At 63.7% G+C, this 22,763-nt stretch carries 24 protein-coding genes; 14 read left to right on the top strand and 10 right to left on the bottom strand.

Going from position 1 to position 22,763, the window contains the following annotated elements:
- Positions 1–56: 56 nt before the first annotated feature.
- Positions 57–977 carry a LysR family transcriptional regulator gene (locus AC19YX_RS12340; protein ID WP_020296968.1) on the bottom strand — a complete coding sequence of 307 codons (921 nt, stop codon included), beginning with the start codon at positions 975–977 and terminating at the stop codon, positions 57–59.
- 184 nt (positions 978–1,161) lie between these two features.
- Here AC19YX_RS12340 and AC19YX_RS12335 point away from each other — a divergent pair, with 184 nt between their 5' ends.
- Positions 1,162–2,067 carry a TauD/TfdA dioxygenase family protein gene (locus tag AC19YX_RS12335; protein WP_078469230.1) on the top strand — a complete coding sequence of 302 codons (906 nt, stop codon included), beginning with the start codon at positions 1,162–1,164 and terminating at the stop codon, positions 2,065–2,067.
- Positions 2,068–2,319: 252 nt separating this feature from the next.
- Here AC19YX_RS12335 and AC19YX_RS12330 read toward each other — a convergent pair whose 3' ends face one another.
- Complete coding sequence (locus AC19YX_RS12330) at positions 2,320–3,936, bottom strand: alkaline phosphatase family protein (protein ID WP_078469685.1); 1,617 nt, start codon at positions 3,934–3,936, stop codon at positions 2,320–2,322.
- A 129-nt stretch (positions 3,937–4,065) separates the two neighbouring features.
- Complete coding sequence (locus tag AC19YX_RS12325) at positions 4,066–5,010, bottom strand: LysR family transcriptional regulator (RefSeq protein ID WP_078469231.1); 945 nt, start codon at positions 5,008–5,010, stop codon at positions 4,066–4,068.
- 154 nt (positions 5,011–5,164) lie between these two features.
- Between AC19YX_RS12325 and AC19YX_RS12320 the strand changes: the two genes are divergently transcribed.
- Together AC19YX_RS12320 and AC19YX_RS12315 are read left to right on the top strand one after the other, a co-directional pair.
- Positions 5,165–7,549, top strand: coding sequence for a TonB-dependent receptor (locus AC19YX_RS12320; RefSeq protein WP_421549334.1), 2,385 nt, complete (start codon positions 5,165–5,167; stop codon positions 7,547–7,549).
- 66 nt (positions 7,550–7,615) lie between these two features.
- Positions 7,616–8,923 carry an aryl-sulfate sulfotransferase gene (locus tag AC19YX_RS12315; RefSeq protein ID WP_078469233.1) on the top strand — a complete coding sequence of 436 codons (1,308 nt, stop codon included), beginning with the start codon at positions 7,616–7,618 and terminating at the stop codon, positions 8,921–8,923.
- 59 nt (positions 8,924–8,982) lie between these two features.
- On the opposite strand, the gene AC19YX_RS12310 is transcribed toward AC19YX_RS12315, so the two are convergent.
- The 6 genes from AC19YX_RS12310 to AC19YX_RS12285 all read right to left on the bottom strand — a co-directional run bounded on the left by AC19YX_RS12310 (position 8,983) and on the right by AC19YX_RS12285 (position 13,040).
- Entirely contained in the window at positions 8,983–9,372 is a 390-nt protein-coding gene (locus AC19YX_RS12310; protein ID WP_078469234.1) for an Imm50 family immunity protein, read from the bottom strand.
- Between the two features lie 45 nt (positions 9,373–9,417).
- Positions 9,418–10,116 carry a hypothetical protein gene (locus AC19YX_RS12305; RefSeq protein WP_500606336.1) on the bottom strand — a complete coding sequence of 233 codons (699 nt, stop codon included), beginning with the start codon at positions 10,114–10,116 and terminating at the stop codon, positions 9,418–9,420.
- A 39-nt stretch (positions 10,117–10,155) separates the two neighbouring features.
- Positions 10,156–10,572 carry an SMI1/KNR4 family protein gene (locus AC19YX_RS12300; protein ID WP_238596123.1) on the bottom strand — a complete coding sequence of 139 codons (417 nt, stop codon included), beginning with the start codon at positions 10,570–10,572 and terminating at the stop codon, positions 10,156–10,158.
- 124 nt (positions 10,573–10,696) lie between these two features.
- Positions 10,697–11,908, bottom strand: a complete 1,212-nt coding sequence (locus AC19YX_RS12295; RefSeq protein WP_421549332.1) for a CynX/NimT family MFS transporter — start codon at positions 11,906–11,908, stop codon at positions 10,697–10,699.
- Positions 11,895–12,356 (bottom strand): nucleoside deaminase, encoded by a 462-nt coding sequence (locus AC19YX_RS12290; RefSeq protein ID WP_421549331.1) that lies wholly within the window; start codon positions 12,354–12,356, stop codon positions 11,895–11,897. The genes AC19YX_RS12295 and AC19YX_RS12290 overlap by 14 nt, the downstream gene beginning before the upstream one ends.
- Positions 12,357–12,377: 21 nt before the next feature.
- The gene (locus AC19YX_RS12285; protein ID WP_500606335.1) at positions 12,378–13,040 is read right to left on the bottom strand and encodes an ankyrin repeat domain-containing protein; all 663 of its coding nucleotides are present in this window, start codon (positions 13,038–13,040) and stop codon (positions 12,378–12,380) included.
- A gap of 107 nt (positions 13,041–13,147) precedes the next feature.
- Between AC19YX_RS12285 and AC19YX_RS12280 the strand changes: the two genes are divergently transcribed.
- The 7 genes from AC19YX_RS12280 (at position 13,148) to AC19YX_RS12250 (ending at position 19,211) form a co-directional block, all read left to right on the top strand.
- Positions 13,148–14,005, top strand: coding sequence for a LysR family transcriptional regulator (locus AC19YX_RS12280; RefSeq protein ID WP_078469241.1), 858 nt, complete (start codon positions 13,148–13,150; stop codon positions 14,003–14,005).
- 282 nt (positions 14,006–14,287) lie between these two features.
- A complete protein-coding gene (locus AC19YX_RS12275; RefSeq protein ID WP_078469242.1) occupies positions 14,288–15,103 on the top strand; it encodes an energy transducer TonB in 816 nt (271 codons plus the stop codon).
- Between the two features lie 81 nt (positions 15,104–15,184).
- Complete coding sequence (locus tag AC19YX_RS12270; protein WP_078469243.1) at positions 15,185–15,910, top strand: MotA/TolQ/ExbB proton channel family protein; 726 nt, start codon at positions 15,185–15,187, stop codon at positions 15,908–15,910.
- Position 15,911: 1 nt separating this feature from the next.
- Positions 15,912–16,313: an ExbD/TolR family protein gene (locus AC19YX_RS12265; protein ID WP_078469244.1), complete on the top strand. Its 402-nt coding sequence runs from the start codon at positions 15,912–15,914 to the stop codon at positions 16,311–16,313.
- Between the two features lie 354 nt (positions 16,314–16,667).
- A complete protein-coding gene (locus AC19YX_RS12260) occupies positions 16,668–17,249 on the top strand; it encodes an alpha/beta hydrolase (protein ID WP_078469245.1) in 582 nt (193 codons plus the stop codon).
- Positions 17,250–17,306: 57 nt separating this feature from the next.
- Positions 17,307–18,227 carry a sigma 54-interacting transcriptional regulator gene (locus AC19YX_RS12255; protein WP_500606334.1) on the top strand — a complete coding sequence of 307 codons (921 nt, stop codon included), beginning with the start codon at positions 17,307–17,309 and terminating at the stop codon, positions 18,225–18,227.
- Positions 18,228–18,428: 201 nt separating this feature from the next.
- Entirely contained in the window at positions 18,429–19,211 is a 783-nt protein-coding gene (locus tag AC19YX_RS12250; protein WP_010464830.1) for a MetQ/NlpA family ABC transporter substrate-binding protein, read from the top strand.
- Between the two features lie 72 nt (positions 19,212–19,283).
- Here AC19YX_RS12250 and AC19YX_RS12245 read toward each other — a convergent pair whose 3' ends face one another.
- A complete protein-coding gene (locus AC19YX_RS12245) occupies positions 19,284–19,433 on the bottom strand; it encodes a hypothetical protein (RefSeq protein ID WP_178102911.1) in 150 nt (49 codons plus the stop codon).
- A 274-nt stretch (positions 19,434–19,707) separates the two neighbouring features.
- On the opposite strand from AC19YX_RS12245, the gene AC19YX_RS12240 reads away from it, so the two are divergent.
- From AC19YX_RS12240 to AC19YX_RS12225, 4 genes are read left to right on the top strand one after another with little or no spacing between them, the layout of a single operon-like run.
- The gene (locus AC19YX_RS12240) at positions 19,708–20,373 is read left to right on the top strand and encodes an amino acid ABC transporter permease (RefSeq protein ID WP_078469247.1); all 666 of its coding nucleotides are present in this window, start codon (positions 19,708–19,710) and stop codon (positions 20,371–20,373) included.
- The gene (locus tag AC19YX_RS12235) at positions 20,354–21,013 is read left to right on the top strand and encodes an amino acid ABC transporter permease (RefSeq protein WP_078469248.1); all 660 of its coding nucleotides are present in this window, start codon (positions 20,354–20,356) and stop codon (positions 21,011–21,013) included. The genes AC19YX_RS12240 and AC19YX_RS12235 overlap by 20 nt, the downstream gene beginning before the upstream one ends.
- Positions 21,010–21,792 (top strand): amino acid ABC transporter ATP-binding protein, encoded by a 783-nt coding sequence (locus tag AC19YX_RS12230; protein WP_078469249.1) that lies wholly within the window; start codon positions 21,010–21,012, stop codon positions 21,790–21,792. The genes AC19YX_RS12235 and AC19YX_RS12230 overlap by 4 nt, the downstream gene beginning before the upstream one ends.
- A complete protein-coding gene (locus AC19YX_RS12225; RefSeq protein ID WP_078469250.1) occupies positions 21,789–22,673 on the top strand; it encodes a transporter substrate-binding domain-containing protein in 885 nt (294 codons plus the stop codon). The genes AC19YX_RS12230 and AC19YX_RS12225 overlap by 4 nt, the downstream gene beginning before the upstream one ends.
- Positions 22,674–22,763: the final 90 nt, after the last annotated feature.

The following is a 22,763-nucleotide window of genomic DNA, read 5'->3' as shown; positions in this document are numbered from 1 at the left end:
GTGCGGTGCTGCTGAGGGCCAGCCCAGCCTCGCGTTGCTCGGCAGCGGCTACGGGGTCAGACGGCGATGCTGTGTTCCTGTTTGTCCACCGCCACCAGCACTTCGATCAGTTTGCGTGCGGCCGGTGACAGGCGGAACCCGGTGCGGCTGACGATGCCGCAACGCGCGTTCAGCACTTCGATGTTCTGCGGCAGGTTGCGCCAGTGCAGCAGCGCCAGGGAGCCCTGCTCGATGTCCTCGATAAACGACTCCGCCGTGCCGATGCCAATGGCATTGGATTGGCGGACGATTTTCACCAGCGCCGGAAAATGCTCGGTCTGGATGGTCGGCGAAAAATCCATGCGGCCGCTGAGGTTGGCCAGCAGTTTGCGAATCCCTGGCGGAATCAGTGTGGTCGCCAGCGGGTAGTCGAACATGTCGTTGGTCGACAGGCTTTCCTTGGCCAGCAACGGGTGCCCCGGCCGGCAGAAAAACACCCCGCGCTTGGGGGTCAGGGCCTGGGTCTGGAAGTTCGGGTCGGCCTCGAAATGACGGATGTCGGCGATAAAGAATTCGATCTCTTCACGGCTCAGGCTGCGGCTGAGTTTTTCCCAGTTATCCACTTCCAGGCAGATCCGCACCTTGGGGTGCGCCGAGGTGAATTGGGCCAGCGCATCGGGCACCAGTTTCACCGCCGGTGCCGGGCCGCAGCCGAAGCGCAATTCGCCGGCGTCGAGCTTGGTCATCTGGGTCACTTCACTGCTCAACAGCGCCGCACCCTGGACCAGGCTCAGGGCATGTTGCAGCACCACCTGGCCTTCGGGTGTGGGTCGCAGATCCTTGTTGCCACGGTCCACCAGCACGCAGCCGAACTCCTGCTCCAGCCCCTGGATACTGCGGCTGAAGGCCGGTTGAGTGATGCCCATGGCGTCCGCCGCGCGGACAAAACTGCGGTGCTCGTTGAGGGCGATGAAGTAGCGCAGCTGGCGTAGATCCATATGCTTTTGCGGCATCCTAAAAATAGCTCGAAGGCATTTGCGACGAGTGAGGAATGAGGTTTTAAATGCAAGCTCTTATTCCGTCAACGAAGCATGTAGATATCTATTAGATCTAAATTGAATATAGATAGAGCGTTGTTTCGCTGCGGCTCAAACCGTAAGCAGTCAGATGAGGGTGTACCCGATGAGCAATGCCGCATTAGCCGTTAAACCCGCTGTTCATGCGCTTGAGATTCACCCGGTGGCCGGTCGCATCGGCGCCGAGATCCGTGGTGTACAACTTTCCGGCAACCTTGACCCCGCCACCGTGGACGCCATTCAGCAGGCCCTGCTGCAGTACAAGGTGGTGTTCTTCCGCGGCCAGGGTCACCTCGACGACCAGAGCCAGGAGGCCTTCTCCCACCTGCTGGGCGAACCGGTGGCGCACCCGACGGTGCCGGTGCGCGATGGCACCCGTTACCTGCTGGAACTGGACGGCGCCGAGGGCCAGCGCGCCAACTCCTGGCACACCGACGTGACCTTCGTCGAGGCCTACCCCAAGGCGTCGATCCTGCGCTCGGTGATCGCTCCGGCTGCCGGTGGCGACACGGTCTGGGCCAACACTGCCACGGCCTACAACGAGCTCCCGGCGGAACTGCGCGAGCTGGCGGACAAGCTCTGGGCGGTGCACAGCAACGAATACGACTACGCCTCGGCCAAACCGGATGTCTCGGCGGAGAAGCTGGAGCGCTACCGCAAGGTGTTCACCTCCACCGTCTACGAGACCGAACACCCGATCGTGCGCGTGCACCCGGAGAGCGGCGAGAAGAGCCTGGTGCTGGGGCATTTCGTGAAGCGCATCAAGGGTTATTCCCAGGCCGACTCGGCGCACCTGTTCGGTTTGCTGCAAAGCCACGTGACCCGCCTGGAAAACACCGTGCGCTGGCGCTGGACCGCTGGGGACGTGGCGATCTGGGACAACCGCTCGACCCAGCACTACGCCGTGGACGACTACGGTACCCAGGACCGCATCGTGCGCCGCGTGACCCTCAAGGGCGACGTGCCGGTGGGCGTGCATGGACAGCGCAGCCAGACCACCAGAGGGGCGTGACAGGACTGCTCGGCAGCAGCCGGTCCCGTGGCGAGGGAGCTTGCTCCCGCTCGGTCGGCCGGCGCCCCGAGGCGCAGCAGCCGCAACCCTGCTACCCGGTGCTGCCTGACGGGATGCGGTGCCGGTTTTAGGGCCGCTTCGCGGCCCAGCGGGAGCAAGCTCCCTCACCACAGGGGCCAGCCGCTGTGGTGAGGCTGCGCTGGCCTTTAGCGACACCATGATTTCTCAGCCCCCCCTTGGCGCCCCCCGGGTTTACCACACGCCGATCTGCACCAGTTTTTCCGTTTCCGGCTCGCCGTAGCGGAAGCGTTGGCCGCGCAGGTCGATTTCTTCGTGGCTGATGGTGGTGCGGCGTTTCAGGCCGCGCAGCCAGTCGAACAGGTAACCCAAGTGCTCTTCGCGCACAGCAGCGTAGGCCGGGTCGGCGCCGAGGTCGTGCAGCTCCTGCGGGTCGTTCTGCAGGTCGAACAGTTGCGGGCGGAAGCCATCGTAGGCCAGGTATTTCCAGCGCTCGCTGCGAACCATGGTCATCCGGCAGCGGTCGATGGGCTGGGCCAGACGTTCCCGTGCCGGGGCCTGGAAGGCGTAGTCATATTCGCTGATGGCGTAGCGCCGCCAATCCGTCGGCGTGCCGTGCAGCAGCGGGATCAGCGAGCGACCTTCAAGGCGATGTTCGGCGCCGGGCAAGCCCAGGGCCTCGAGGAACGTCGGCAGCGCATCGATGGTTTCCACCAGGCGCTGATCCACGCTGCCCCGGGTGCTGTCCGCCGCCGCGCGCGGGTCACGCACAATCAGCGGCACACCGACCGCCGGCTCCAGCAGAAACTCTTTCTCCCCCAGATAGTGATCGCCCAGGAAGTCGCCATGGTCGCTGGTGAACACGATCAGCGTGTCATCCCAGCGGCCGTTGCTCTGCAGGAAGTCAAACAGCCGCCCGAGTTGATCATCCACTTGCTTGATCAGCCCCATGTAGGTCGGCACCACGTTCAGGCGCACCTCGTCGCGGGAGAAATTGAGGCTCTCTTCATGCTGGCGAAACGCGGCGTACACCGGGTGGTCGCTGGCCTCGCCCGCTGCTGGGCGCACCGCCGGGATCACCTGCTCGGCGCCGTACAGCGCGTGGTAGGGCGCCGGAGCGATATAGGGCCAATGGGGCTTGATGTAGGACAGGTGCAGGCACCAGGGCTGCTCGCCCTGTTCGGCGATAAAGTCGATGGCGCGGTCGGTGGTGTAGACCGTTTCCGAGTGCTGCTCCGGCACCCGCGCCGGGAGATGGGCGTTGCGCATTTTCCAGCCGCTGAGGATCTCGCCGTTCGCGCCTTCGGCCGCATTGGCCCAGTCGTGCCAGGGGTTGCGGCCGTCAAAACCCTGCTCGCGCAGGTAGTGGGTGTAGGGCGCGGATTCGCGCTTGTCGTCGAACAGCGGGTCGTCGGGGAAGATCCCGTCATGCCGGAAATACGCCTCGAAACCGACCTCGTTCAAGGCATCGGCCTGGACGCTTTGCTGTTCGATGGCCAGGCGCTGCAAGGCATCGATATTGGGCGTGGCGTGGGTCTTGCCCACCAGCGCGGTGCGGATGCCGTGGGGCCGCAGGTAGTCGCCGATGGTCAGTTCTTCCAGGGGCAGCGGCACCGCATTCCACGCCACCTGGTGGCTGCTGACGTAGCGCCCGGTGTAGGCCGACATGCGTGACGGGCCGCAGATGGTGCCCTGGGTGTAGGCGCGGCTGAAACGCACCCCGGCGGCGGCCAGGCGGTCGATGTTCGGCGTGTGCAAATGGGGGTGGCCGTAGCACGACAGGTAATCGCGACGCAGTTGGTCGCACATGATGTACAGCACGTTGCGCAAGGGCTGGGCAGGGTTGGACATGGGGTTCACCGAAGGGAAGACAGGCGTCGATTTTTCACCGTTGCGGGGGGCTTTCAGCAAGCGCATTTGCTGAATAGTTTTGATGCACAAACTGCATGCGCCAGTGCCCCATAGCGCCTGGCGGCGGGATCAGACCGCGACGTTGTCCAGGCTGTACACGTCCTCGTCCAGTTCATCGGTGCGCTTGATCTCCTCGATCATCGCCTCGGCCAGGGGCGACAGGCGATAGCCGGCGCGGCTGACGATGCCGTAGCGGGTGTAGAGCTCTTCCAGGTCATCGGCCAGGCCGTCGATTTTCAAGCGCACCAGTTCGCCCTTGGCGTTGTGCAACGCGTCGCTGTAGGAGCCGACGATGCCGATCGCATCCGAACGCAGGACCACGCCGAGCAGGCTGTAGCTGTTTTCGCACTCGACATTGGGCGTGTAGTCCGGCCGGCCGCTCAGGTCGACGATGACCTTGCGCAGGTTCGGCGGGCGGATGGTCACGGCCAGCGGGTAGCTCATCAGTTCGGCGGCGCTGACGCTGTCCCGGCCCGCCAGCGGATGCCCGGCGCGGCAGCAGAAATGCCATTTGCGCGGGCGCAGGCGTTGGGTCAGGTAGTCCGGGTTGGCTTCGAAATGCCGGGTGTCGGCGACAAAAAATTCGAACTCTTCGCTGAGCAGGCGCTTGCTCAGGCTTTGCCAGTCATCGACCTGGAAATGCACCCGGGCCTTGGCGTAGCGCCCGATAAAACTGCCAATCGCCCGGGGTATGAGGCCGGACGCCGGCGCCGGACCACAGCCGAAACGGATCTCGCCGGCCTCCAGGCCATTGAACTGTTCGATCTCATTGGCCAGTTGCTGCGCGCCGCTGACCAGGCGCCGCGCATGTTCCAGCAGGACCTGGCCCTGCTTGGTCGGCGCCAGGTCCTTGCGTCCACGGTCCACCAACTGGCACCCGACGCTGTGTTCCAGGGCCTGGATGCTGCGGCTGAACGCCGATTGCGAGAGGTTCACCGCCGCCGCAGCCGCGACAAAGCTGCGCTGTTCGGCGAGGGCGATGAAGTGGCGGAGCTGGCGCAAGTCGATATGCATTTTTCACATAAAAAATATCGGGGAAATGCATTGGCTATGCATTAGGTCGACTCCTTATAAAGGCAATCTCTTATGCAGTAAATCTTTGTAAAAACATAAATAAATAACTTAAAAGAATATGCAGGCCTGTATATTTTTTCACCAGGAGCCGCCCATGAGCCCGTCGTACCTCGCTTCACCCACTTCGCCCCGGCGGCTCAAGCGCTTGCCGCTGGCCCTGTTGCTGGCCGGCAGCGCCAGTTGGTCCCAGGGCTGGGCGGCCGAGACCCAGGCCCCTGCCGAGAGCCCGGTACAGGCCGTGGACAAGAGCGCCGGCGGCAAGGCCAAGGCCGGCAGCGGCCAGCTGGAAACCGTCACCGTGACTGCGCGCCGCCGTGAAGAAAGCTCGCAAAGCGTGCCCACGCCCATGAGCGTGATCGGGGGCCAGGCCCTGGAGAGCCAGCGGGTGTATCGCATCCAGGATCTGCAGCAACTGGTGCCCAGCGTCAACGTCGCCTATATGCATGCGCGCCAGTCCAGCGTGTCGATCCGCGGCCTGGGCAACAACCCGGCCAGCGATGGCCTGGAAGGCAGCGTCGGGCTGTACATCGATAACGTCTACCTCGGGCGCCCGGGCATGGCGGTGTTCGACCTGATGGACATCGAGCAGCTGGAAGTCCTGCGCGGTCCGCAAGGCACGTTGTTCGGCAAGAACACCACCGCCGGGGTGATCAACATCAGCACCCGCGCGCCGAGTTTCACCCCGGAGCGCAGCATCGAGAGCTCCCTTGGCGAGGACGGCTACTTCCAGACCAAGGGCACGATTTCCGGGCCGCTGACGGATGAGCTGGCGGGGCGTTTTTCCGCTTACCGCACCCGCAGCGACGGCGACATCAAGAACGAACACGACGGCCACGACTTGAACGGTGGATCGCGCCAGGGCTTTCGCGGGCAACTGCTGTACAAGCCCAGCGAGACCTTCAACCTGCGCTGGATCGGTGACTACAACGAAGAGGATTCCAGCGCCGGCACCCGGGTCCTGTACAGCACCGGGCCGACCATCAACGGCACCAATATCTACGAGTCGCGGGCCGCTGCGGCAGGCGCGACCCTGGTCAACGGCTCGCACCGCAAGGTCAACCTGGACAACGACCAGCACGTCACGGTGTTCCAGGGCGGGACCTCGCTGGAAGCCAACTGGACCCTGCCCAGCGACTTCACCCTGACCTCGGTCAGCTCCTACCGCTGGTGGAATTTCACCCCGCGCAACGACGATGGGCTCAACGTTCCGGCCAGCTACAACGCCGGGGTTTCGGTGGAAGACAAACAGTGGTCCCAGGAATTTCGCCTGGCCTCGCCCAGCGGCGGGTTCTTCGACTACGTGCTCGGCGCCTACTACTTCGGTTCCGACCTGGATAACAAATCCTTCAGCTACTACGGGCCTCAGGCGGACATCTGGAACGGCACCGCCAACGGTGCGTTGAGCAACGTCACCAGCATCGGCAACGGGCATATCCAGACCGACAGTTTTGCGTTGTTCGCCCAGGGCACCTGGCACCTCACCGAGCGCCTGGACTTCACCGCCGGTCTGCGGGGCACCTATGAAGAAAAAAGCGCCTGGGTCAGCCGCAATGCGCCGCTCGGCGGTGCCGCCGTCACCGGGGCCGCAGCCACGGCCCGACGCGGACGGGCCGGGGCCTACGACTCGGGCGACTTGAGCCAGTACAGCACCAGCCCCTCGGGGCTGCTCAATCTGAGCTACCGCTTCACCGATGATGTGCTGGGCTACGCCACCCTGTCCCACGGCGAGAAATCCGGCGGAGTCAACCTGGCGGTGGGCTCGGCGCCGACCGCCGGTGCCGACTCGCTGCTGATCGGCACCGAGCGTGCGAACAACGCCGAACTGGGTTTCAAAAGCACACTCTGGGAGCGTCGCCTGCAACTCAACGCCAACCTGTTCTGGACCCAGGTCAACGGCTACCAGACCAACGCCTACGACTATGGCAACCGCGTGCAATACCTGACCAACGCCGGTTCGGTGCGCTCGCGTGGGGTGGAAGTCGAAAGCACGCTGATTCCGGTGCGGGGCCTGACCCTCAACCTCAACGGCTCTTACAACGATGTGCGGTACCTGTCCTACAAGGATGCGCCGTGCCCGCCTGAAGTCAGCCTGCGCCCGGGCGCCCCGGCCTCATGCGACCTCAGCGGCCACCAGGTGGTCGGCGCCTCGAAATGGATCGGCAACGCCAACGGCGAATACAAATGGAACCTGGATAACGGCCTCGAAGAGTACGTCACCGCCAGTTATGCGTTCCGTTCCAAGGCGGTAGGCACCGTCGAGGATTCCGAGTACGGGCAGATCCCCAGTTACGCAGTGGTCAACCTTTCCACCGGCCTGCGCGGCAACTACGAGCAGGGCCAGTGGGACGTTTCACTGTGGCTGAAAAACGCCTTCGACAAGACCTACTACACCACCCTCTGGACCGGCGGTAACGGCGGTTACGAAGGCCTGCTGGGGACGCCGCGGACCTTGGGCGTGACCGGTCGCTACGACTTCTGATTGCCGATTTTCCGCTACGCCGCGCCGGGTGTTCCGGCGCCCATGAACTTGAACAGGAGTTCCACCATGTTGCGTGCCACCGTCGCTTTGCCGCTGTTGTTGATGTTCAGTGCCGGCGCCTTCGCCACCCCCAGCGTCTACCCCACCGGGGTTACTCGCTACGACCCGGCCAAGGCCTATAACCAGTACGTGATTTTCAGCGGCGCCGACAAGCAGACGCACCTGATCGACATGAACGGCAATCAGGTCAAGACCTGGCCCCAGGCCGGCTTTCCCTCGGCGATCATCGACCCGCACCTGGTGGGTGGCGAGCGTGGCCGGGTGCTGCTGCAACTGAGTGACAAGGCTCCGGGCCCGCTCGGCTCGGCCGGCAATGGCCTGGGTAACCAGAGCGTCGGCGAGCTGGACTGGGACGGCAAGGTGGTCTGGCAATGGGGCGACAAGGCGCCCGGCGGCGCGGCCCAGCAGCATCACGATCAGCGGCGGTTGAGCAATGGCAACACCCTGGTGCTGGCGAACAAGGTGCACAAGGTGGCGGGGTTCAAGGTGCCCGAGGTGATCGACGATGTGATCTATGAAGTCAGCCCCGACGGCCAGGTCAAATGGCAGTGGCTGGCTTCCGAACACCTCAAGGAATTTGGCTTCACGCCCGAGCAGTTGAAGCTGGTGCGGGCCAGTAAAGACCCGGACTACCTGCATATCAACAACCTCAGCGTGGTCGGGCCCAATCGCTGGTTCGATGCCGGGGATAAACGCTTTGCTCCGGACAACCTGCTGCTGGATTCTCGCAACGCCAATTTCATCGCCATTATCGACAAGCACAGCGGCAAGGTGGTGTGGCGCCTGGGACCGAACCTGCCGACCCTGAGCCCGAAAACCGCCGGGCAAGTGCCGCGTCCGGTGGACCAGTTTGTCGGCCAGCATGACGCCCATATCATCCCCGCCGGTTTGCCGGGAGCGGGCAACCTGCTGGTGTTCGACAACCAGGGCACGGCCGGTTACCCCTCGGTGCCCCTGGGGCTGATCTCCGGGTCACGGGTGCTGGAGATCGATCCGCTGACGCAGCAGATCGTCTGGCAGTACAGCGCGGCCAGTTCCAGGCAGCCGGGCTGGGCGTTCTACAGCTCGTTCATCAGCAGCGCCCGGCGTTTGCCCAACGGCAATACCTTGATCGATGAGGGCATGAACGGTCGTTTCTTCCAGGTCACCCGCAGCGGGGAAAACGTCTGGGAGTACGTCAGCCCTTACCTGGGCAAGGCCCCGGGCAGCGACGCCGTGAGCAACTGGGTGTACCGCGCATTGCCGGTCAGCTACGACTGGGTGCCCAAGGACACCCCGCGCTCTGAAACCGCCGTCATCGCCCCCACTCTGTAGCCGTTGCCGCTAAGCTCGGGCCGCGTTCCGACGCAGCCCGTCATGGGCGCGGGGATGTTTCAGACAGCGCCGTCGTCGTGGTAGGCCTTGATGTTGATGACCTCCAGGCTTCGGGCGCGGCAGTTGAGTTTGCAGTGGGGGCCGATCTCCAGCTGGACGTAGTGATAGCTATCGTGCCGGGTCACCGTGATGTTCAGTGCGCCGTAGAAGTTGAAGTCGATCATTTCAACGTCGCTGACGGCGCTTAACAACAGGTCGAAGCCGTAGGCGTTGTACTGCCTTTCGTGCCATTTGCTCGGGTAACCGTCGCCGATGATCTGGCCGATCACTTTGATCCAGACCCCGTTGTCCCTGAACATCACGTAGTCCACGCTCAGGTGGCGAAGGGTGTTGGGGTCGGTAAACACGGCTTGCCACTGAGGGTGGTTGGCCAGAAAAGCAGTCCACATGGATGAAGCCTCACAGCGATTGAAGGGGGCAGCGCGCGTCCGCGCTCACCAGGGCCAGGGCTCTTCGCGATAGAACACCGGCGGCGTCAAGAGCGGGCGCACCTGGCCGAGGCAGTGTTCGAGCGCATGCTGGTCCGGGAAGCGCAGCACCAGGCCGATGACGGGTTGGTCCTGGAAAGAAAGCACCAGCATGTGCTGCTTTTGATCGTGGATCACCAGGTTGAACCCACTCCAGGGTGAAACATTGCGTTTGACTTCGTTTTTCCAGCTCAGCAACCGCAACGCTGCCATCGCAGCCATGGCCGCCGGCCCGAGCAGGAACAGCAACGAGCCTGTGAACACGGCGACCGCGAAAAACAACAACAGAACGACCAGTGCCGTGCCACGAAACATCGGCGCCGCCCAGTCCGGGAAGTACAGGTACTGTTCGACCTCGACACCGTCGGTGGTCAGGCGGTAATTGAATACGGTCTTTTGCCGGACCATCATCAGCATCGCGAAAAACAGGCCGTACACGATGCAATAAATCGCGATCAGGCTGTCCAGATTCTCGCGAATGCTGCCCCACATGCTCCAGGTCACGCCCAGGCAGATGGCACTGGCGATGACCATCAGCACGATGGGCCCCAGGACAATGTCTCTCCTGGGTTGTTTGATGGCCTTGATCGACCAGGCTGCCAGCTCACGCCCGGTCAGTACCGGGGGAGCGGGATCAGGTGTTGCTTCGGGTTGGGTCGAGACCATGGACAGTGCTCTTGCGGTGAAAAGGGCGCAGGCCGTGGACTATTCGCGCCACAACTGAACGAACCCCGGAAAATGCGCAGCCACCCAGTGGCTGCGTCGGGCGTCGGTGTCGAACAGCGCGACCGCGACCGAAGGGCTGTTGAAGTCCAGGCAGATCAACCAGCCACCGGCATCGCGAGCGATGGGCAGGTAGCCGGCAGGGAGCCCGGGCACGCGTTGGGCGTACCAGAGGAGGGAGTAGGGCTGGGCTTGGGCGCTGAAGGTGAAGAATTCACTGATGCAGGTTTCGCCGAGGTCGTAACTGAAGCAGGAGACCTCGGGCGAGGCCGCGTCGGCGTACCTGACCAGGTCCAGATACAGCGCCGGCAACAGCACGCCCAACTGCTGTTGCACCTGGGCGATCACCGCGTCGGTGACGGTCGATCCGGGTTCGATCGCAAAACTATTCCAATCCATGGTCAGCACTGGCATCCGCTATTTGATAGGTCGACAGTGCCCGTGCGCTGCGAGCGCGGCGGGTTGCCGGGCGCGGATTGTAGGCGGGGCGCGGGGACTTGGGAAAGCCTCGCGCCTGATCGGGTCAGCGCACGGCGTGCAGTGCCGGCGCCGGTGCCTGCTGCGGCTCCCGGTAGCTCGCGGGGCTGAAGACTCGGGTCAGCAGCAACATGCCGAGCACGGTGGCGGTCAGCACCCACCAGGCGCTGACAAAGCTGCCGGTCAGCTCCCGCAGCCAGCCGGTCATCCACGGCGAGACGGCGTTGATCAGAAAGCCCACGCCCTGGACGAAGGCCGCCAGTTGCCCGGCGGCGCGCGGGTCGCGGCGGTGATCGAGGGTGAGGATCAGGCTCAGGGCAAAACACGCCCCCAGGCCGAAGCCGATCAGGGCCACCCACACCTGTGGCGCCTGCTGCGGCCACAGCACCAAGCCGACGTAGCCCACGGCCTGGGCGCTGAGGCTGATGCCCAACAGCGGACGACGGTCGCTGCTGCGTTGGGCCAGGGCCGGCATCAACAGCGCGGCGAGCACCTGGAAGATCGTCATGAACGCCAGCAATGAACCGCTTTGGGTGGCGCTCCAGCCTTGTTGCAGGTAGTAGGCCGGAAGCCAGGCCACCATGCTCATGTAGCCGCAGTTGATCAGGCCGAAATACAGCGCCAGCAGCCAGGCTCGACGGTTGCCCCAGAGGCGGCTGGCGCTGGCCGCCAACTGCGGATTGCGCGCGGCGCCCAGGGGTACGCACAACCACAGCAGCAACGCGGCCATGGCCGGCAGCAACCACACGCCGAGTCCGGCCTGCCAATGGGCAAAGTGCCCGGCCACCACCGGGCTGAGCAGGGCCGCCAGGCCGCCGCCACCCATCAGCGACGCCGAATACACGCCCATGGCCAGGGCCACCCGCTGCTGGAACTGGCGCTTGATCAGCGCCGGCACCAGGGCCTGGATCAAGGCCACGCCGGCTCCGCCCAACAGCGCGGTGGCCAGGAGCGCCGGCGCCTGACCGATCAACAGCCGGGCCAGGCATGCCAGCAGAATCAGCATCAATCCCAGCGCGACCCCTCGACGTTCCCCCAGGCGTGCTTCGAGGCGGACCCCGAGCAGCGCCACCAGGCCCATGCAAATCACCGGCAGGCTGGTGAGCCAGGCGCTGCTCTGGAAGCTCATGCCGGTGGCTGCGCGGATCTCGCCCAGCAGCGGGCTGATGGAGCTGAGGATCGGCCGCAGGTTCAGGCCCAGGGCGACCAGCAGCGCCCAGCCGCCCAGTTGGTTCAGGCGCGGTTTACTGAGGGTCATGGCGCGCTTTCCAGTCCTGATAAATACCGGCCATCGCGGCCTGTGGCAGGTGCTCGACGGGCAGGCGCTGCTCACTCAAGGGCAGGGCCAGTTCGGCGTAGAGGGCGGCGGTGGACAGGCCAAACGCTTCGGCCTGCTCGTTGGCCGCCGCGAACACCGCCCGCGATACCCCGCACAGGTACATGGCGCTCAGGCACATAGGGCAGGGCTGGCCGCTGGCGTAGATCACGCATCCCTCCAGACGCGGGCCGAGCTGGCGGCTGGCGCTGCGGATGGCCAGGAGTTCGGCGTGGGCGGTGGGGTCCTGGTCGAGGTGGATCCGGTTCACCGTTTCTGCCAGTACCTGGCCGTCGCGCACCAGCACCGCGCCGAACGGCCGGCCGCCTTGTTCGACGTTGCGCCGAGCCAGTTCGACGGCGCGTTGCAGGTAGTGCTGATCGTTATTCATGGTTCGATTCCTTGTGCGGTTTCACGATGCGCCGGCGTCGCGCAGCAGTTTGACGATAGCGCTCTGGCCCCGTTGTTCGGCCAGGCGCAACGGGCGGATGCCGGAGCGGTCCGGCAGGTCAAGGTCGGCGCCGGCGGCGATCAATTGCGCGACGATGTCCTGGTGCGCCGGCCCGCCGTCGGCCAGCACGATGGCTTCGATCAGGCAGGTCCAGCCCAGGCGGTTGACGTGGTTGAGGTCGGTCCCGGCCTTGATCAGCAAGGCCACGGTGGCGGCATGCCCGCGCTCGCAGGCCGGGATAAGGGCGGTGCCGCCGTAGCGGTTGGTGCTCTGCAGGTCGGCGCCGTGGGCCAGGGTCAGTTGCAGGATTTCATTGCGGCCGCTGGCGCCGGCCAACAGGTAGGCGCTGTCCTGGATCAGGTTTTTCTGGTTCACGTCGGCCCCGGCTTCGATCAGGGCCCGGGCGATGTCGATCTGGTTGGCCTGGGTCGCCAGCAGCAGCGCATTGCTGCCGTCCAGTGCCCGGGCGTTGACGTTCACGCCTTGCTCGATCAGGTCCTGCACAGCGTGCAGTTGCCCGCCGCGCACCGCGTCGAGCAGGGCCTGGTCGTTGCCCTGGGCATACCCGGCCAGCAACAGGCCGCCCGCCAGGATGCCGCGCTTGAGCGATACCTTGAGTGCCATGTGAACCTCCGTTGAAGGTCAATAGAGGGGGGAGTATGGTCAGCGCCCAAGGTATTCTGAAATTAAATATAACCATGCCAAGCAGTGGCATCAGGAATGGTTTGGCCATGTTCGATCCCGTGTTGTTGCGCAGTTTTGTCGCGGTTGCTGATTGCCAGAACTTCACCCGCGCTGCCGAACGCCTACACCTGACCCAGTCCACCGTCAGCCAGCAAGTACGGCGGCTGGAGGAGGGCCTGGGTTGCCAGCTGCTCGACCGTGACCAGCGCCGGGTGGTGGCGACTGCCGAAGGTGAGCGGCTGCTGGCCTACGCCCGGCGCATCCTGGCCCTGCATGCGGAAGCCGCCGATGTCTTGATCCATCAACAAAGCGAGGGCGTGTTGCGCCTCGGGGTGCCCGAGGATTTCGCCGCCGAACGCCTGATGCCGCTGTTGTCGAGCTTTGGCCGCGACTATCCGGGGGTGCGCCTGGAGGTGACCAGCGGCCTGGGCCCCGAGTTGCGCCGGCAATACCAGCGCGGCGAGTTCGACCTGTTGCTGGTCAAGCAGATGGGCCACAGCGACGACTGCCTGGCCTCGTGGCCGGAGCCTTTGTGCTGGGTTGACAGCCTCGCCAGCCCGGCGTTCGGTCGCGACCCGCTGCCGCTGGTGGCGTTTCCGGTGGGCGGTTTGTATCGCCAGGAAATGCTCCAGCACCTGGAAGCGGGCGGTTGGCGTTGGCGCATTGGTTATTCCAGCGCGAGCCTGGCCAGTGTCTGTGCGGCGGTGGCCGCCGGTCTTGGCATCAGCCTGCTGCCGGTACGGGTGGTGGGCGCCGGGCATCGGGTTCTGGAAGCGGCCAGCGGCTTGCCGAATATCCAGGGCGTGCGCCTGGCGCTGTATGGCAACAGCGGCCTGAGTCGCGCCGGCAAGGCCCTGCAAAGCCAGTTGCGGGACCTGTGCGAGAGCCACCAGTTGCAGCCCTGAAGGGCTTGGCGCGTCATTCTGGCGCGTGAAAACCATGCCTTTAGCGAATATTTTTCATGCCTGTAAAGCATCGGGTTTTTGCCCCTGGGCGCAAACCCTTGCTGCACGGGGCTTTGCCGAGGGTGGTCGGTTCTTATATTCCTGTTCGGTCTATTCATAACCTTAAAGATTACTTTAAGAGATAAGCCTCAAGCGCCAATCATTCAGCCCTCGACGCCGCCGCGCGGGGGAAACAAGGCGCGGCTGTCGGGTTATTCGCAAAAGACCGTAGGGAGTAAATCAATGGGCAATGTCCAGACCGCCGCCAGTGCTCAAGAGGTGCTTTGGCGCCAGGCACCGAGCGGTGAGTTGGTCGACCTCGGCCGGCCGCACCGCCTGCCCTTGGGCCAACTGCGTCTGCAGAAGACGCCCAAGGGTGTGCTGCGCCGGCGTGAGGCGATCCTGCTCGGGATCTTCGCCCTGGCGCTGCACGGTGCGGTGATCTACTGGGTGAGCCAGAAGCCGACCCCGGTGTTGCCGATCGTGCCGCCGGAAATTCCGCCGATGACCATCGAATTTTCACGCCCGGCACCGCCGGTGGTCGAGCCGCCGCCACCGCAGCCGGTGCAGCCCGTGGTTGAGCCGCCGCCTCCGGTAGAGGACGAATTGGCGGTCAAGCCGCCACCGCCCAAGCCGGTGCCCAAACCCAAGCCGAAACCGGTGCCCAAGCCTGAACCCAAGCCGGCTCCGAAACCGGTCCAGCAACCGCCAGCGCCGGCCCAGCCTGCGGCCCCGGTTGCCGCTCCGGCACCGCCCGCGCCACCGGCTCCGGCCCCCGTGACGCCCGCGTCGGCCAACGCCGCGTACTTGAAGAACCCGGCGCCGGAATACCCGTCGCTGGCCCAGCGTCGCGGTTGGGAAGGCACGGTGTTGCTGCGAGTGCATGTACTGGCCAGCGGCAAGCCGGGGGAAATCCAGATTCAGAAAAGCAGCGGTCGCCAGCAACTCGACGATGCGGCGCTGACCGCGGTGAAGCGCTGGAGCTTCGTCCCGGCCAAGCAGGGTGATGTCGCCCAGGACGGCTGGGTCAGCGTGCCCATCGACTTCAAGATTCATTGATCCGGTGTGCCGCGCACACCGCTATCGCCGGCCAGCCGGCTCCAACATTCGCGCTAAACGCTTACACAGAGGGACTACATCATGACGTTACTGGCATCTCCACTCGAATCCATCGAAAGCGCGGTGATCTGGCTGTTGGTGGTTTTTTCCGTCGCCACCTGGGGCCTGGCTTTGCTCAAGGGCGTGCAGTTCGCCCGCCTCAAGGCCCAGGATCGCAAGTTCCACAAACAGTTCTGGGCCGCCTCCAGCCTGGACTCGGCGGCTGAACTGGCAGAAACCCAGCCCGGCGCGGCGGCCCGCGTGGCCCAGGCCGGTTATGCGGCGATCCAGGTGGGCGAGGCGCCACAGGCCACCGACCTGAGCCAGGCGATCAACCACCAGGACCGCCTGGAACGTGCCTTGCGCCAGCAGATCGTGCGTGAGCGCCGTTCCCTGGAAACCGGCCTGGCCGTGGTTGCCAGTATCGGCAGCACCTCGCCTTTCATCGGCTTGTTCGGCACCGTGTGGGGCATCATGGAAGCCCTCAAAGGCATCAGTGCCGCCGGCTCCGCCAGCCTGGAAACCGTGGCCGGTCCGATCGGCGCGGCACTGGTCGCCACCGGCGTGGGGATCGCGGTCGCGGTGCCTGCGGTGCTGGTCTACAACTACTTCCTGCGCCGCCTGAAACTGACTGCCGCCGACCTCGACGACTTCGCCCATGACTTCTACAGCCTGGCGCAGAAGAGCTCGTTCCGCGTGCTGATCCACCCGGCCGCGCACAAGTCCGTGGCCCAGGGCAGCGCACAGAAAGTGAAGGAGGCGTCCTGATATGGCCTTTTCCACCCAAGACAGCGATGAGGTCCTGAGCGAGATCAACGTCACGCCGCTGGTCGACGTGATGCTGGTGCTGCTGGTGGTGTTTATCGTCACCGCGCCGCTGCTGACTAACGCGATCCCGATCAACCTGCCCAAGACCGAGGCCGTGGCCCCGGTCGAGCAGAAAGACCCGCTGGTGGTGAGCATCGATGGCAGCGGCAAACTCTTTATCAACAAGGATGAGATCCAGCCCGATCTGCTGGAATTCAACCTCCAGGCAGCCAAAGCCAAAGACCCGGAAGTGCGCGTGCAACTGCAGGCGGACGACGGGGTGAACTACGGCGAAGTGGCGCGAGCCATGGCCTCCATCGAGCGTGCGGGCATCACCAAGCTGTCGGTGATCACCGCGCGCTGAACCCGAGCAACACACCACGACTTTTCAGGCCGTCTCCTTGGCAGGGTGCGGCCTTTTTTTATGCCTGGGGGTTTTGGTTGTGAGTCTGGCAGATGCTGCGCGGCGTCCCTGCTGGCCAGCGCAGCCTGCGGCAGCGGCTACAACGCCGGTAGCCGCTGCCGAGCCTGCGCTGGCCCTGTGCGGCACCCATCTTCCACCTGGCTACTGGCCATTCCCCACCCCCGTCACCCGCGGCAATGAATCGGATTTCTCATATTCTTTATAGGTCTTAATAAATAGCTTCTTATTCCTTAACGAATATAAAACTCCTCCCTATACTCGTTCGGGAACAGACACGCAGCAGGAGAGTTCCCCATGCGCAACGAATCAATTCGCTACCTGATTGTGCCGGGCTGGCAAGGATCGCCAGAAGATCATTGGCAAAGCCATTGGCAGAACAGTCTGCCGAACAGTGCGCGGGTGGAGCAGGCCGATTGGCTGACGCCGCGCCGTGAAGATTGGGTCGCGGCCCTGGCCGAGGCGATTGCTGCCGACAGCACGCCGGTGATCCTGATTGCCCACAGCCTGGGTTGCATCACCGTGGCCCACTGGGCGGCCCATGCGCCGGTGGCGGCGCTGCGCCAGGTGCGTGGTGCGCTGCTGGTGGCGCCCGCGGATGTGGAGCGCCCGGCGTGCGCGCCGGCGCTGCGTAATTTTTCACCGATCCCGACCGACCTGCTGCCGTTCCCGAGCCAGGTGGTCAGCTCCGACAACGACAGCGCCGTGAGTGCCCCGCGTGCCCTCGAACTGGCCCGCAACTGGGGCGCCGAGGCCGGGATTTTGTCCGGTGCCGGGCATATCAACGTCAAGTCCGGTCATCTGCGCTGGGAGCAGGGTTTCGCTTACCTGTATCGCCTGCAAAACCGCATGGAACAGCACGCCCTGCGTCGCGCCTGAATTCTTTCTTTTTGTTAAACGCCCCCGCCCCATGGCGGTTTTGGGCGGGAGCCTGCCATGAGTTTGCATGAGTCTTTCGGTCAGCCCCTGCTGACCTTTCCCGACGCTGAAAAGAGCCCGCTGAGCATTCGCGCCAAGGCCCTGGTGTTTGTCGATCCGCGTTCGCGGCAATTGCGTCATGAGCTGGAGCAACTGGCGCCGCGTTCGGTCTCGGTGCTGATCCGGGGTGAAACCGGCAGCGGCAAGGAGCTGCTGGCTCGACACATCCACCGTGCCAGTGATCGCGGTGGCCTGTTTGTGTCGGTCAACTGCGGCGCCATCAGCCCGACCTACGCCGATGCCGAGCTGTTCGGTTATGCCGGCGGCAGTTTCAGCGGATCGGCCAGCAGCCGCGCCGGCTGGTTCGGCTCGGCCAACGGCGGAACCCTGTACCTGGACGAGATCGGCGATTTGCCGCTGCCGATCCAGATCAAGCTGCTGGCGGCCCTGGAGAACCACGAGGTGACCCGGGTGGGCGCCCATCAACCGAGCCCGGTGGATGTTCGCCTGGTGGCGGCCACCAGCATCGACCTGGCCCAGGCAGTGGCGGCCGGCAAGTTCCACGAGCGGCTGTACCGCTACCTCGGCGAAGGCCAGCTGGAACTGCCGGCGCTGCGGGATCGGGTCGGCGATATCGAATCCCTGGCCGAATACTTTCTCGGCATTTACAGCCAGCGCCTGGACCTGCCGGTGCCACTGATCAGCGAGGCCGCCCAGCAGGTACTGGAGCAGCACAGTTGGCCGGGCAATACCCGCGAACTGGAGAACGTCATTCACTTTGCCCTGCTGGTGAGCAGTGGCGACGAGATCCTGCCGGAGCACCTGAACCTGCCGGCGGCGCCATCGCCCCTGGAGCAGGTGCGGCAGTTGGTGCAGCGCATCAGTGAGCGTGGCACGGCGGCTGATCGCGAGGCGCTGAAGAGTCTTCTGCCCCGGTAAAGCCGGCGCCTGCCAGGGTTTGCAGGCGTGCAAGCGTCTGCGCTGAGCCTTCCAGGCTGTATGAACGAAATGGAATAACAACGTGAATAAAAGATATTGTTAGGGAATAAAAAATCTCGGTATCTTCCGCTCCACGCCAGCGATAGCACTTCACTGGCACTCTCATTGAAGCCGTCGTTCACGACACATTAAGGACACTGCATGAAAAAGGTTCTGTTGTTCACCGCACTGGCGGCAGCTCTGACCGCGGGCCTGGCCCAGGCTGGCGAGAAACTGGTCGTCGCCGCAACGCCGGTGCCCCACGCCGAGATTCTCGAGCTGATCAAGCCGACCCTGGCCAAAGAAGGCGTGGACCTGGAAATCAAGGTCTTCACCGACTACGTCCAGCCCAACGTCCAGGTTGACCAGAAGCGTCTGGATGCCAACTACTTCCAGACCCTGCCCTACCTGAAAAGCTTCAACGAAGGCAAAGGCACGAATCTGGTGACCGTGATCGGCGTGCACGTCGAACCGTTCGGCGGTTACTCGAAGAAAGTCAAAACCCTGGCCGAGCTCAAGGACGGCGCGACCATTGCCATCCCTAACGAAGGCAGCAACAGCGGCCGTGCCCTGATCCTGCTGCAGAAAGCCGGCCTGATCGAGCTCAAGGACCCGAAAAACGCCCTGGCCACGCCAAAAGACATCGCCAAGAACCCGCACAACTTCAAGTTCAAGGAACTGGAATCCGCCATGCTGCCGCGGGTGCTGGATCAGGTCGACCTGGACATGATCAACACCAACTACGCGCTGGAAGCTGGCCTGAACCCAGCCAAGGACGCGCTGGTGATTGAAGGCGCCGATTCGCCCTACGTGAACTTCTTGGTAGCGCGTCCGGACAACAAGGACAGCGTTGCGATCCAGAAGCTGGCCAAAGCCCTGACCAGCCCTGAAGTCAAAGCCTTCATCGAGAAGAAATACAGCGGCGCCGTATTGCCGGCGTTCTGATCGACTACGCTGATGGAGTAGCAAACCCCTTCAAGGTTTAAACGCCGACGGCTCCCACAGCGTCGGCGTTTTTTATTGCCCGCTGGAAGGCGTGGTCGCCATCACCGGCTGCGCGGCAAATGAAAGGGTCGGGCAACCGGCCTGCATCGCCCGGCGCAGGGCGGTCAGCCATTTCAGCAGGTCGTGGGGATCGAGGGGCTGTGGGGTGTTGGCATCGGCCATGGTCAACGTCCTTGTGCGGCTGATGGGCAGCCTGGGCTGCGTCTCCTTGAGGCGCACCGGGGCAAAAAACACCCCGGCGTCCACGGCGGAAACGGTAGACCCTCGGCGCCAGCCCGGCAAATTCGCGGGTTAGTTTTTTGGGTGATATCAATATGCTTTAACGGTATTTAAATTCTCGTTTTTATACCTTTAAAGTCGGTGCTTGCCGGGTGGTTATCCACTGCCCATGGACCGCACCGCCGCCGCTGTACCCCAGCGGCGTTCAGGATTCTCAATGACTCTCGATTACGCCTTTATCCTCGGCACCCTGCCGGCGTTTCTCAAAGCCGTGGGCGTGACCTTGCAGGTCGGCCTGATTGCCATCTGCACGTCGCTGCTGGTGGCCTTGATCAACGCCACGATCCTGGTATTTCGCACCCCCTACCTGTGGCGCCTGGTGGCGTTGTATGTGGAGCTGGCGCGCAATACGCCGCTGCTGATTCAGCTGTTCTTCGTGTACTTCGCCTTGCCCGCCCTGGGGATCAAGATTTCCGGGTTTGCGGCGGCAATCATCACCATGACCTTTCTCGGCGGCGCCTACCTCACCGAAGTGCTGCGCGCCGGTGTTGAGGCCGTGCCCCAGGCGCAACTGGAATCGGGGCGCTCCATTGGCCTGTCCCATTGGCAACTGCTGCGCTACGTGATTCTGCCGCAAGCCGGGATCCTCAGCCTGCCGTCGCTGTTCGCCAATTTCATTTTCCTGCTCAAGGAAACCACCGTGGTCTCAGCGGTGGCGGTGCCGGAGATTCTCTACACCACCAAGAGTTACATCGCGCTGTACTACAAGACCTACGAAATGCTCGCCGTGCTGACGCTGATTTGCGTGTTGCTGTTCTTGCCCCTGTCGCTGCTGCTCAGCCGCCTGGAAAGGAGGCTCCAGCATGGCCAGTTCGGGTCTTGAGTTGCTGTGGGTGTCGTTGCCGCAACTGGGCAAGGGCGCGCTGCAAACCCTGTCGATTTCCTTTTTGAGCATCGCCTTCAGCACCCTGGGCGGCGTGTTGTATGGCGTGTTGCGCAACCTGCCGAGCAAGTGGCTGAACGCCGTGCTGCGGGTCTACCTGGAACTGTTCCGGGCGATTCCGGTGCTGGTCTGGCTGTACCTGCTGTTCTTCGGCTTTCCGATCTTTTTCGGCATCAGCATTCCCAGCTTCACCTGCGCGGTACTGGTGCTGTCGCTGTGGGGCGCCAGCGAAGTGGGCGAGGTGGTGCGCGGCGCCCTGCATTCGCTGCCCCGTGGCCAGCGTGAGGCGGGCTTGTCGATCGGGTTGTCCGGCCCGCAACTGTTCATCTATGTCTTGCTGCCCCAGGCCCTGAAACGCATGACGCCGCCGACCATCAATGTCTACACGCGGATCATCAAGACCAGCTCGCTGGCGGTGCTGATCGGCGTGGTGGATGTGATCAAGGTCGGCCAGCAGATCATCGAGCGCACCTATGAGTCGGTGTTGATCTACGGCGCGCTGTTTCTGTTTTTCTTTTTTATCTGCTACCCGCTGTCGGCCGCTTCCCGCGTGCTGGAGCGGCGCTGGACGCAAGCATGAGCGCACTGATCGAGTTCCGGAGTTTCAACAAGTTTTTCGGCGAGCAGCAGGTGCTCGACCAGGTCGACCTGCGGGTCGAGTCGGGTGAAGTGATCGTGATCCTCGGCCCCAGCGGCTGCGGCAAAAGCACCCTGTTGCGCTGCCTCAACGGGCTGGAAGTGGCCCACAGCGGCAGCCTGACCTTCAATGGCCGGGAACTGCTGGACAAGGGCACCGACTGGCGCGACGTGCGGCAGCAGATCGGCATGGTGTTCCAGAGCTATCACCTGTTCCCGCACATGAGCGTGCTCGACAACATTCTGCTCGGCCCGCTCAAGGTGCAAAAACGCGAGCGCCGCGAGGCCCGCGAACAAGCCGAAGCCTTGCTCGCCCGCGTCGGCCTGCTGGACAAGCGTGATGCCTTCCCGCGCCAGCTCTCCGGCGGCCAGCAGCAGCGCATCGCGATCGTTCGTTCGCTGTGCATGAACCCGCAAGTGATGTTGTTCGATGAAGTGACCGCCGCCCTCGACCCGGAAATGGTCAAGGAAGTGCTGCAAGTGATCCAGGGCCTGGCCCGGGACGGCATGACCCTGTTGATCGTGACCCACGAAATGGCCTTCGCCCGTGCCGTGGCCGACCGCGTGGTGTTTATGGACGCCGGGCGCATCGTCGAACAGAACCCTCCCGAGATTTTCTTTACGAACCCGCAGACCGCACGCGCGCAGCAGTTCCTGGAGAAGTTCTCCTTCGTTGAAACACTGCCTAAAAAAGCACCTGAAAAGGAACTGGAGCGCTTATGAAAACTGCCAAGTCTTCGCTGTTGTTACTGCCGTTGTTCGGCCTGGCCCTGCTGGCCGGCTGCGATAAATCCACGGATGCCCCCAAGCCTGCGGCCAGCACGGCCAGCGCTGCGCCTGCGGCCGGCTACCTGGACAAGATCAAGGCTCGCGACAAGCTGATTGTCGGGGTGTTCACCGACAAGCCGCCGTTCGGTTTTGTCGATGAGGCCGGGCGTTATGTGGGGTTCGATACCGACATTGGCCGGCGTTTCGCCAAGGACCTGCTGGGTGATGAGAACAAGGTCGAGTTCGTGGCGGTCGAGCCGGCCAGCCGGATTCCATTCCTGCAAAGTGACAAGGTCGACCTGATCCTGGCCAACATGACCGTGACCCCGGAGCGCAAGGAGGCGGTGGAGTTCACCAACCCCAACCTCAAGGTGGCCGTGCAGGCGCTGGTGCCGAATGGCAGTGAGGTGAAAAAACTCGACGACCTGGCGAGCCGCACCACCATCGTCACCACCGGCACCACCGCCGATATCTGGCTGACCAAGACTCACCCGGACTGGAAACTGCTGAAGTTCGAGAAAAACTCCGAGTCCCTACAAGCCCTGGCCAACGGTCGCGGCGACGCCTATGCCCAGGACAACCTGGTGCTGTTCAGCTGGGCCAAGCAGAACCCGGGCTACCGCGTGCTGGAAGAGAAACTCGGTGACGAAGCCCCCATCGCCCCGGCGGTGAAGAAAGGCAACATCGAACTGCGTGACTGGGTCAACGCCGAACTGGCCAAGCTGGGCGAAGAAAAATACCTGCTCAAGCTCTACGACCAGTACGTGCGCAAGGAACTGAGCGACGACACCAAGCCCGAGAGCGTGATCGTCGAAGGCGGAAAATGGCAGGGCTAATAACCCTGTAGCCGGTGCTGCGCGGTGATTTTCCAGGTGCCCCTGCGGCGCCTGCAAGGGCCAGGGCAGCCTTCGGCAGCGGCTACAGCA

Source organism: Pseudomonas sp. MF09150, from assembly GCF_059862355.1.
Note: the sequence above shows the minus strand (reverse complement) of the source record. Positions and strands in the feature narration are given on the sequence as shown.

Coding starts and splice junctions, on each gene's coding strand:
- AC19YX_RS12340 (WP_020296968.1), bottom strand. CDS start 977: ATGGATCTACGCCAGCTGCGCTACTTCATCGCCCTCAACGAGCACCGC.
- AC19YX_RS12335 (WP_078469230.1), top strand. CDS start 1,162: ATGAGCAATGCCGCATTAGCCGTTAAACCCGCTGTTCATGCGCTTGAG.
- AC19YX_RS12330 (WP_078469685.1), bottom strand. CDS start 3,936: ATGTCCAACCCTGCCCAGCCCTTGCGCAACGTGCTGTACATCATGTGC.
- AC19YX_RS12325 (WP_078469231.1), bottom strand. CDS start 5,010: ATGCATATCGACTTGCGCCAGCTCCGCCACTTCATCGCCCTCGCCGAA.
- AC19YX_RS12320 (WP_421549334.1), top strand. CDS start 5,165: ATGAGCCCGTCGTACCTCGCTTCACCCACTTCGCCCCGGCGGCTCAAG.
- AC19YX_RS12315 (WP_078469233.1), top strand. CDS start 7,616: ATGTTGCGTGCCACCGTCGCTTTGCCGCTGTTGTTGATGTTCAGTGCC.
- AC19YX_RS12310 (WP_078469234.1), bottom strand. CDS start 9,372: ATGTGGACTGCTTTTCTGGCCAACCACCCTCAGTGGCAAGCCGTGTTT.
- AC19YX_RS12305 (WP_500606336.1), bottom strand. CDS start 10,116: ATGGTCTCGACCCAACCCGAAGCAACACCTGATCCCGCTCCCCCGGTA.
- AC19YX_RS12300 (WP_238596123.1), bottom strand. CDS start 10,572: ATGGATTGGAATAGTTTTGCGATCGAACCCGGATCGACCGTCACCGAC.
- AC19YX_RS12295 (WP_421549332.1), bottom strand. CDS start 11,908: ATGACCCTCAGTAAACCGCGCCTGAACCAACTGGGCGGCTGGGCGCTG.
- AC19YX_RS12290 (WP_421549331.1), bottom strand. CDS start 12,356: ATGAATAACGATCAGCACTACCTGCAACGCGCCGTCGAACTGGCTCGG.
- AC19YX_RS12285 (WP_500606335.1), bottom strand. CDS start 13,040: ATGGCACTCAAGGTATCGCTCAAGCGCGGCATCCTGGCGGGCGGCCTG.
- AC19YX_RS12280 (WP_078469241.1), top strand. CDS start 13,148: ATGTTCGATCCCGTGTTGTTGCGCAGTTTTGTCGCGGTTGCTGATTGC.
- AC19YX_RS12275 (WP_078469242.1), top strand. CDS start 14,288: ATGGGCAATGTCCAGACCGCCGCCAGTGCTCAAGAGGTGCTTTGGCGC.
- AC19YX_RS12270 (WP_078469243.1), top strand. CDS start 15,185: ATGACGTTACTGGCATCTCCACTCGAATCCATCGAAAGCGCGGTGATC.
- AC19YX_RS12265 (WP_078469244.1), top strand. CDS start 15,912: ATGGCCTTTTCCACCCAAGACAGCGATGAGGTCCTGAGCGAGATCAAC.
- AC19YX_RS12260 (WP_078469245.1), top strand. CDS start 16,668: ATGCGCAACGAATCAATTCGCTACCTGATTGTGCCGGGCTGGCAAGGA.
- AC19YX_RS12255 (WP_500606334.1), top strand. CDS start 17,307: ATGAGTTTGCATGAGTCTTTCGGTCAGCCCCTGCTGACCTTTCCCGAC.
- AC19YX_RS12250 (WP_010464830.1), top strand. CDS start 18,429: ATGAAAAAGGTTCTGTTGTTCACCGCACTGGCGGCAGCTCTGACCGCG.
- AC19YX_RS12245 (WP_178102911.1), bottom strand. CDS start 19,433: ATGGCCGATGCCAACACCCCACAGCCCCTCGATCCCCACGACCTGCTG.
- AC19YX_RS12240 (WP_078469247.1), top strand. CDS start 19,708: ATGACTCTCGATTACGCCTTTATCCTCGGCACCCTGCCGGCGTTTCTC.
- AC19YX_RS12235 (WP_078469248.1), top strand. CDS start 20,354: ATGGCCAGTTCGGGTCTTGAGTTGCTGTGGGTGTCGTTGCCGCAACTG.
- AC19YX_RS12230 (WP_078469249.1), top strand. CDS start 21,010: ATGAGCGCACTGATCGAGTTCCGGAGTTTCAACAAGTTTTTCGGCGAG.
- AC19YX_RS12225 (WP_078469250.1), top strand. CDS start 21,789: ATGAAAACTGCCAAGTCTTCGCTGTTGTTACTGCCGTTGTTCGGCCTG.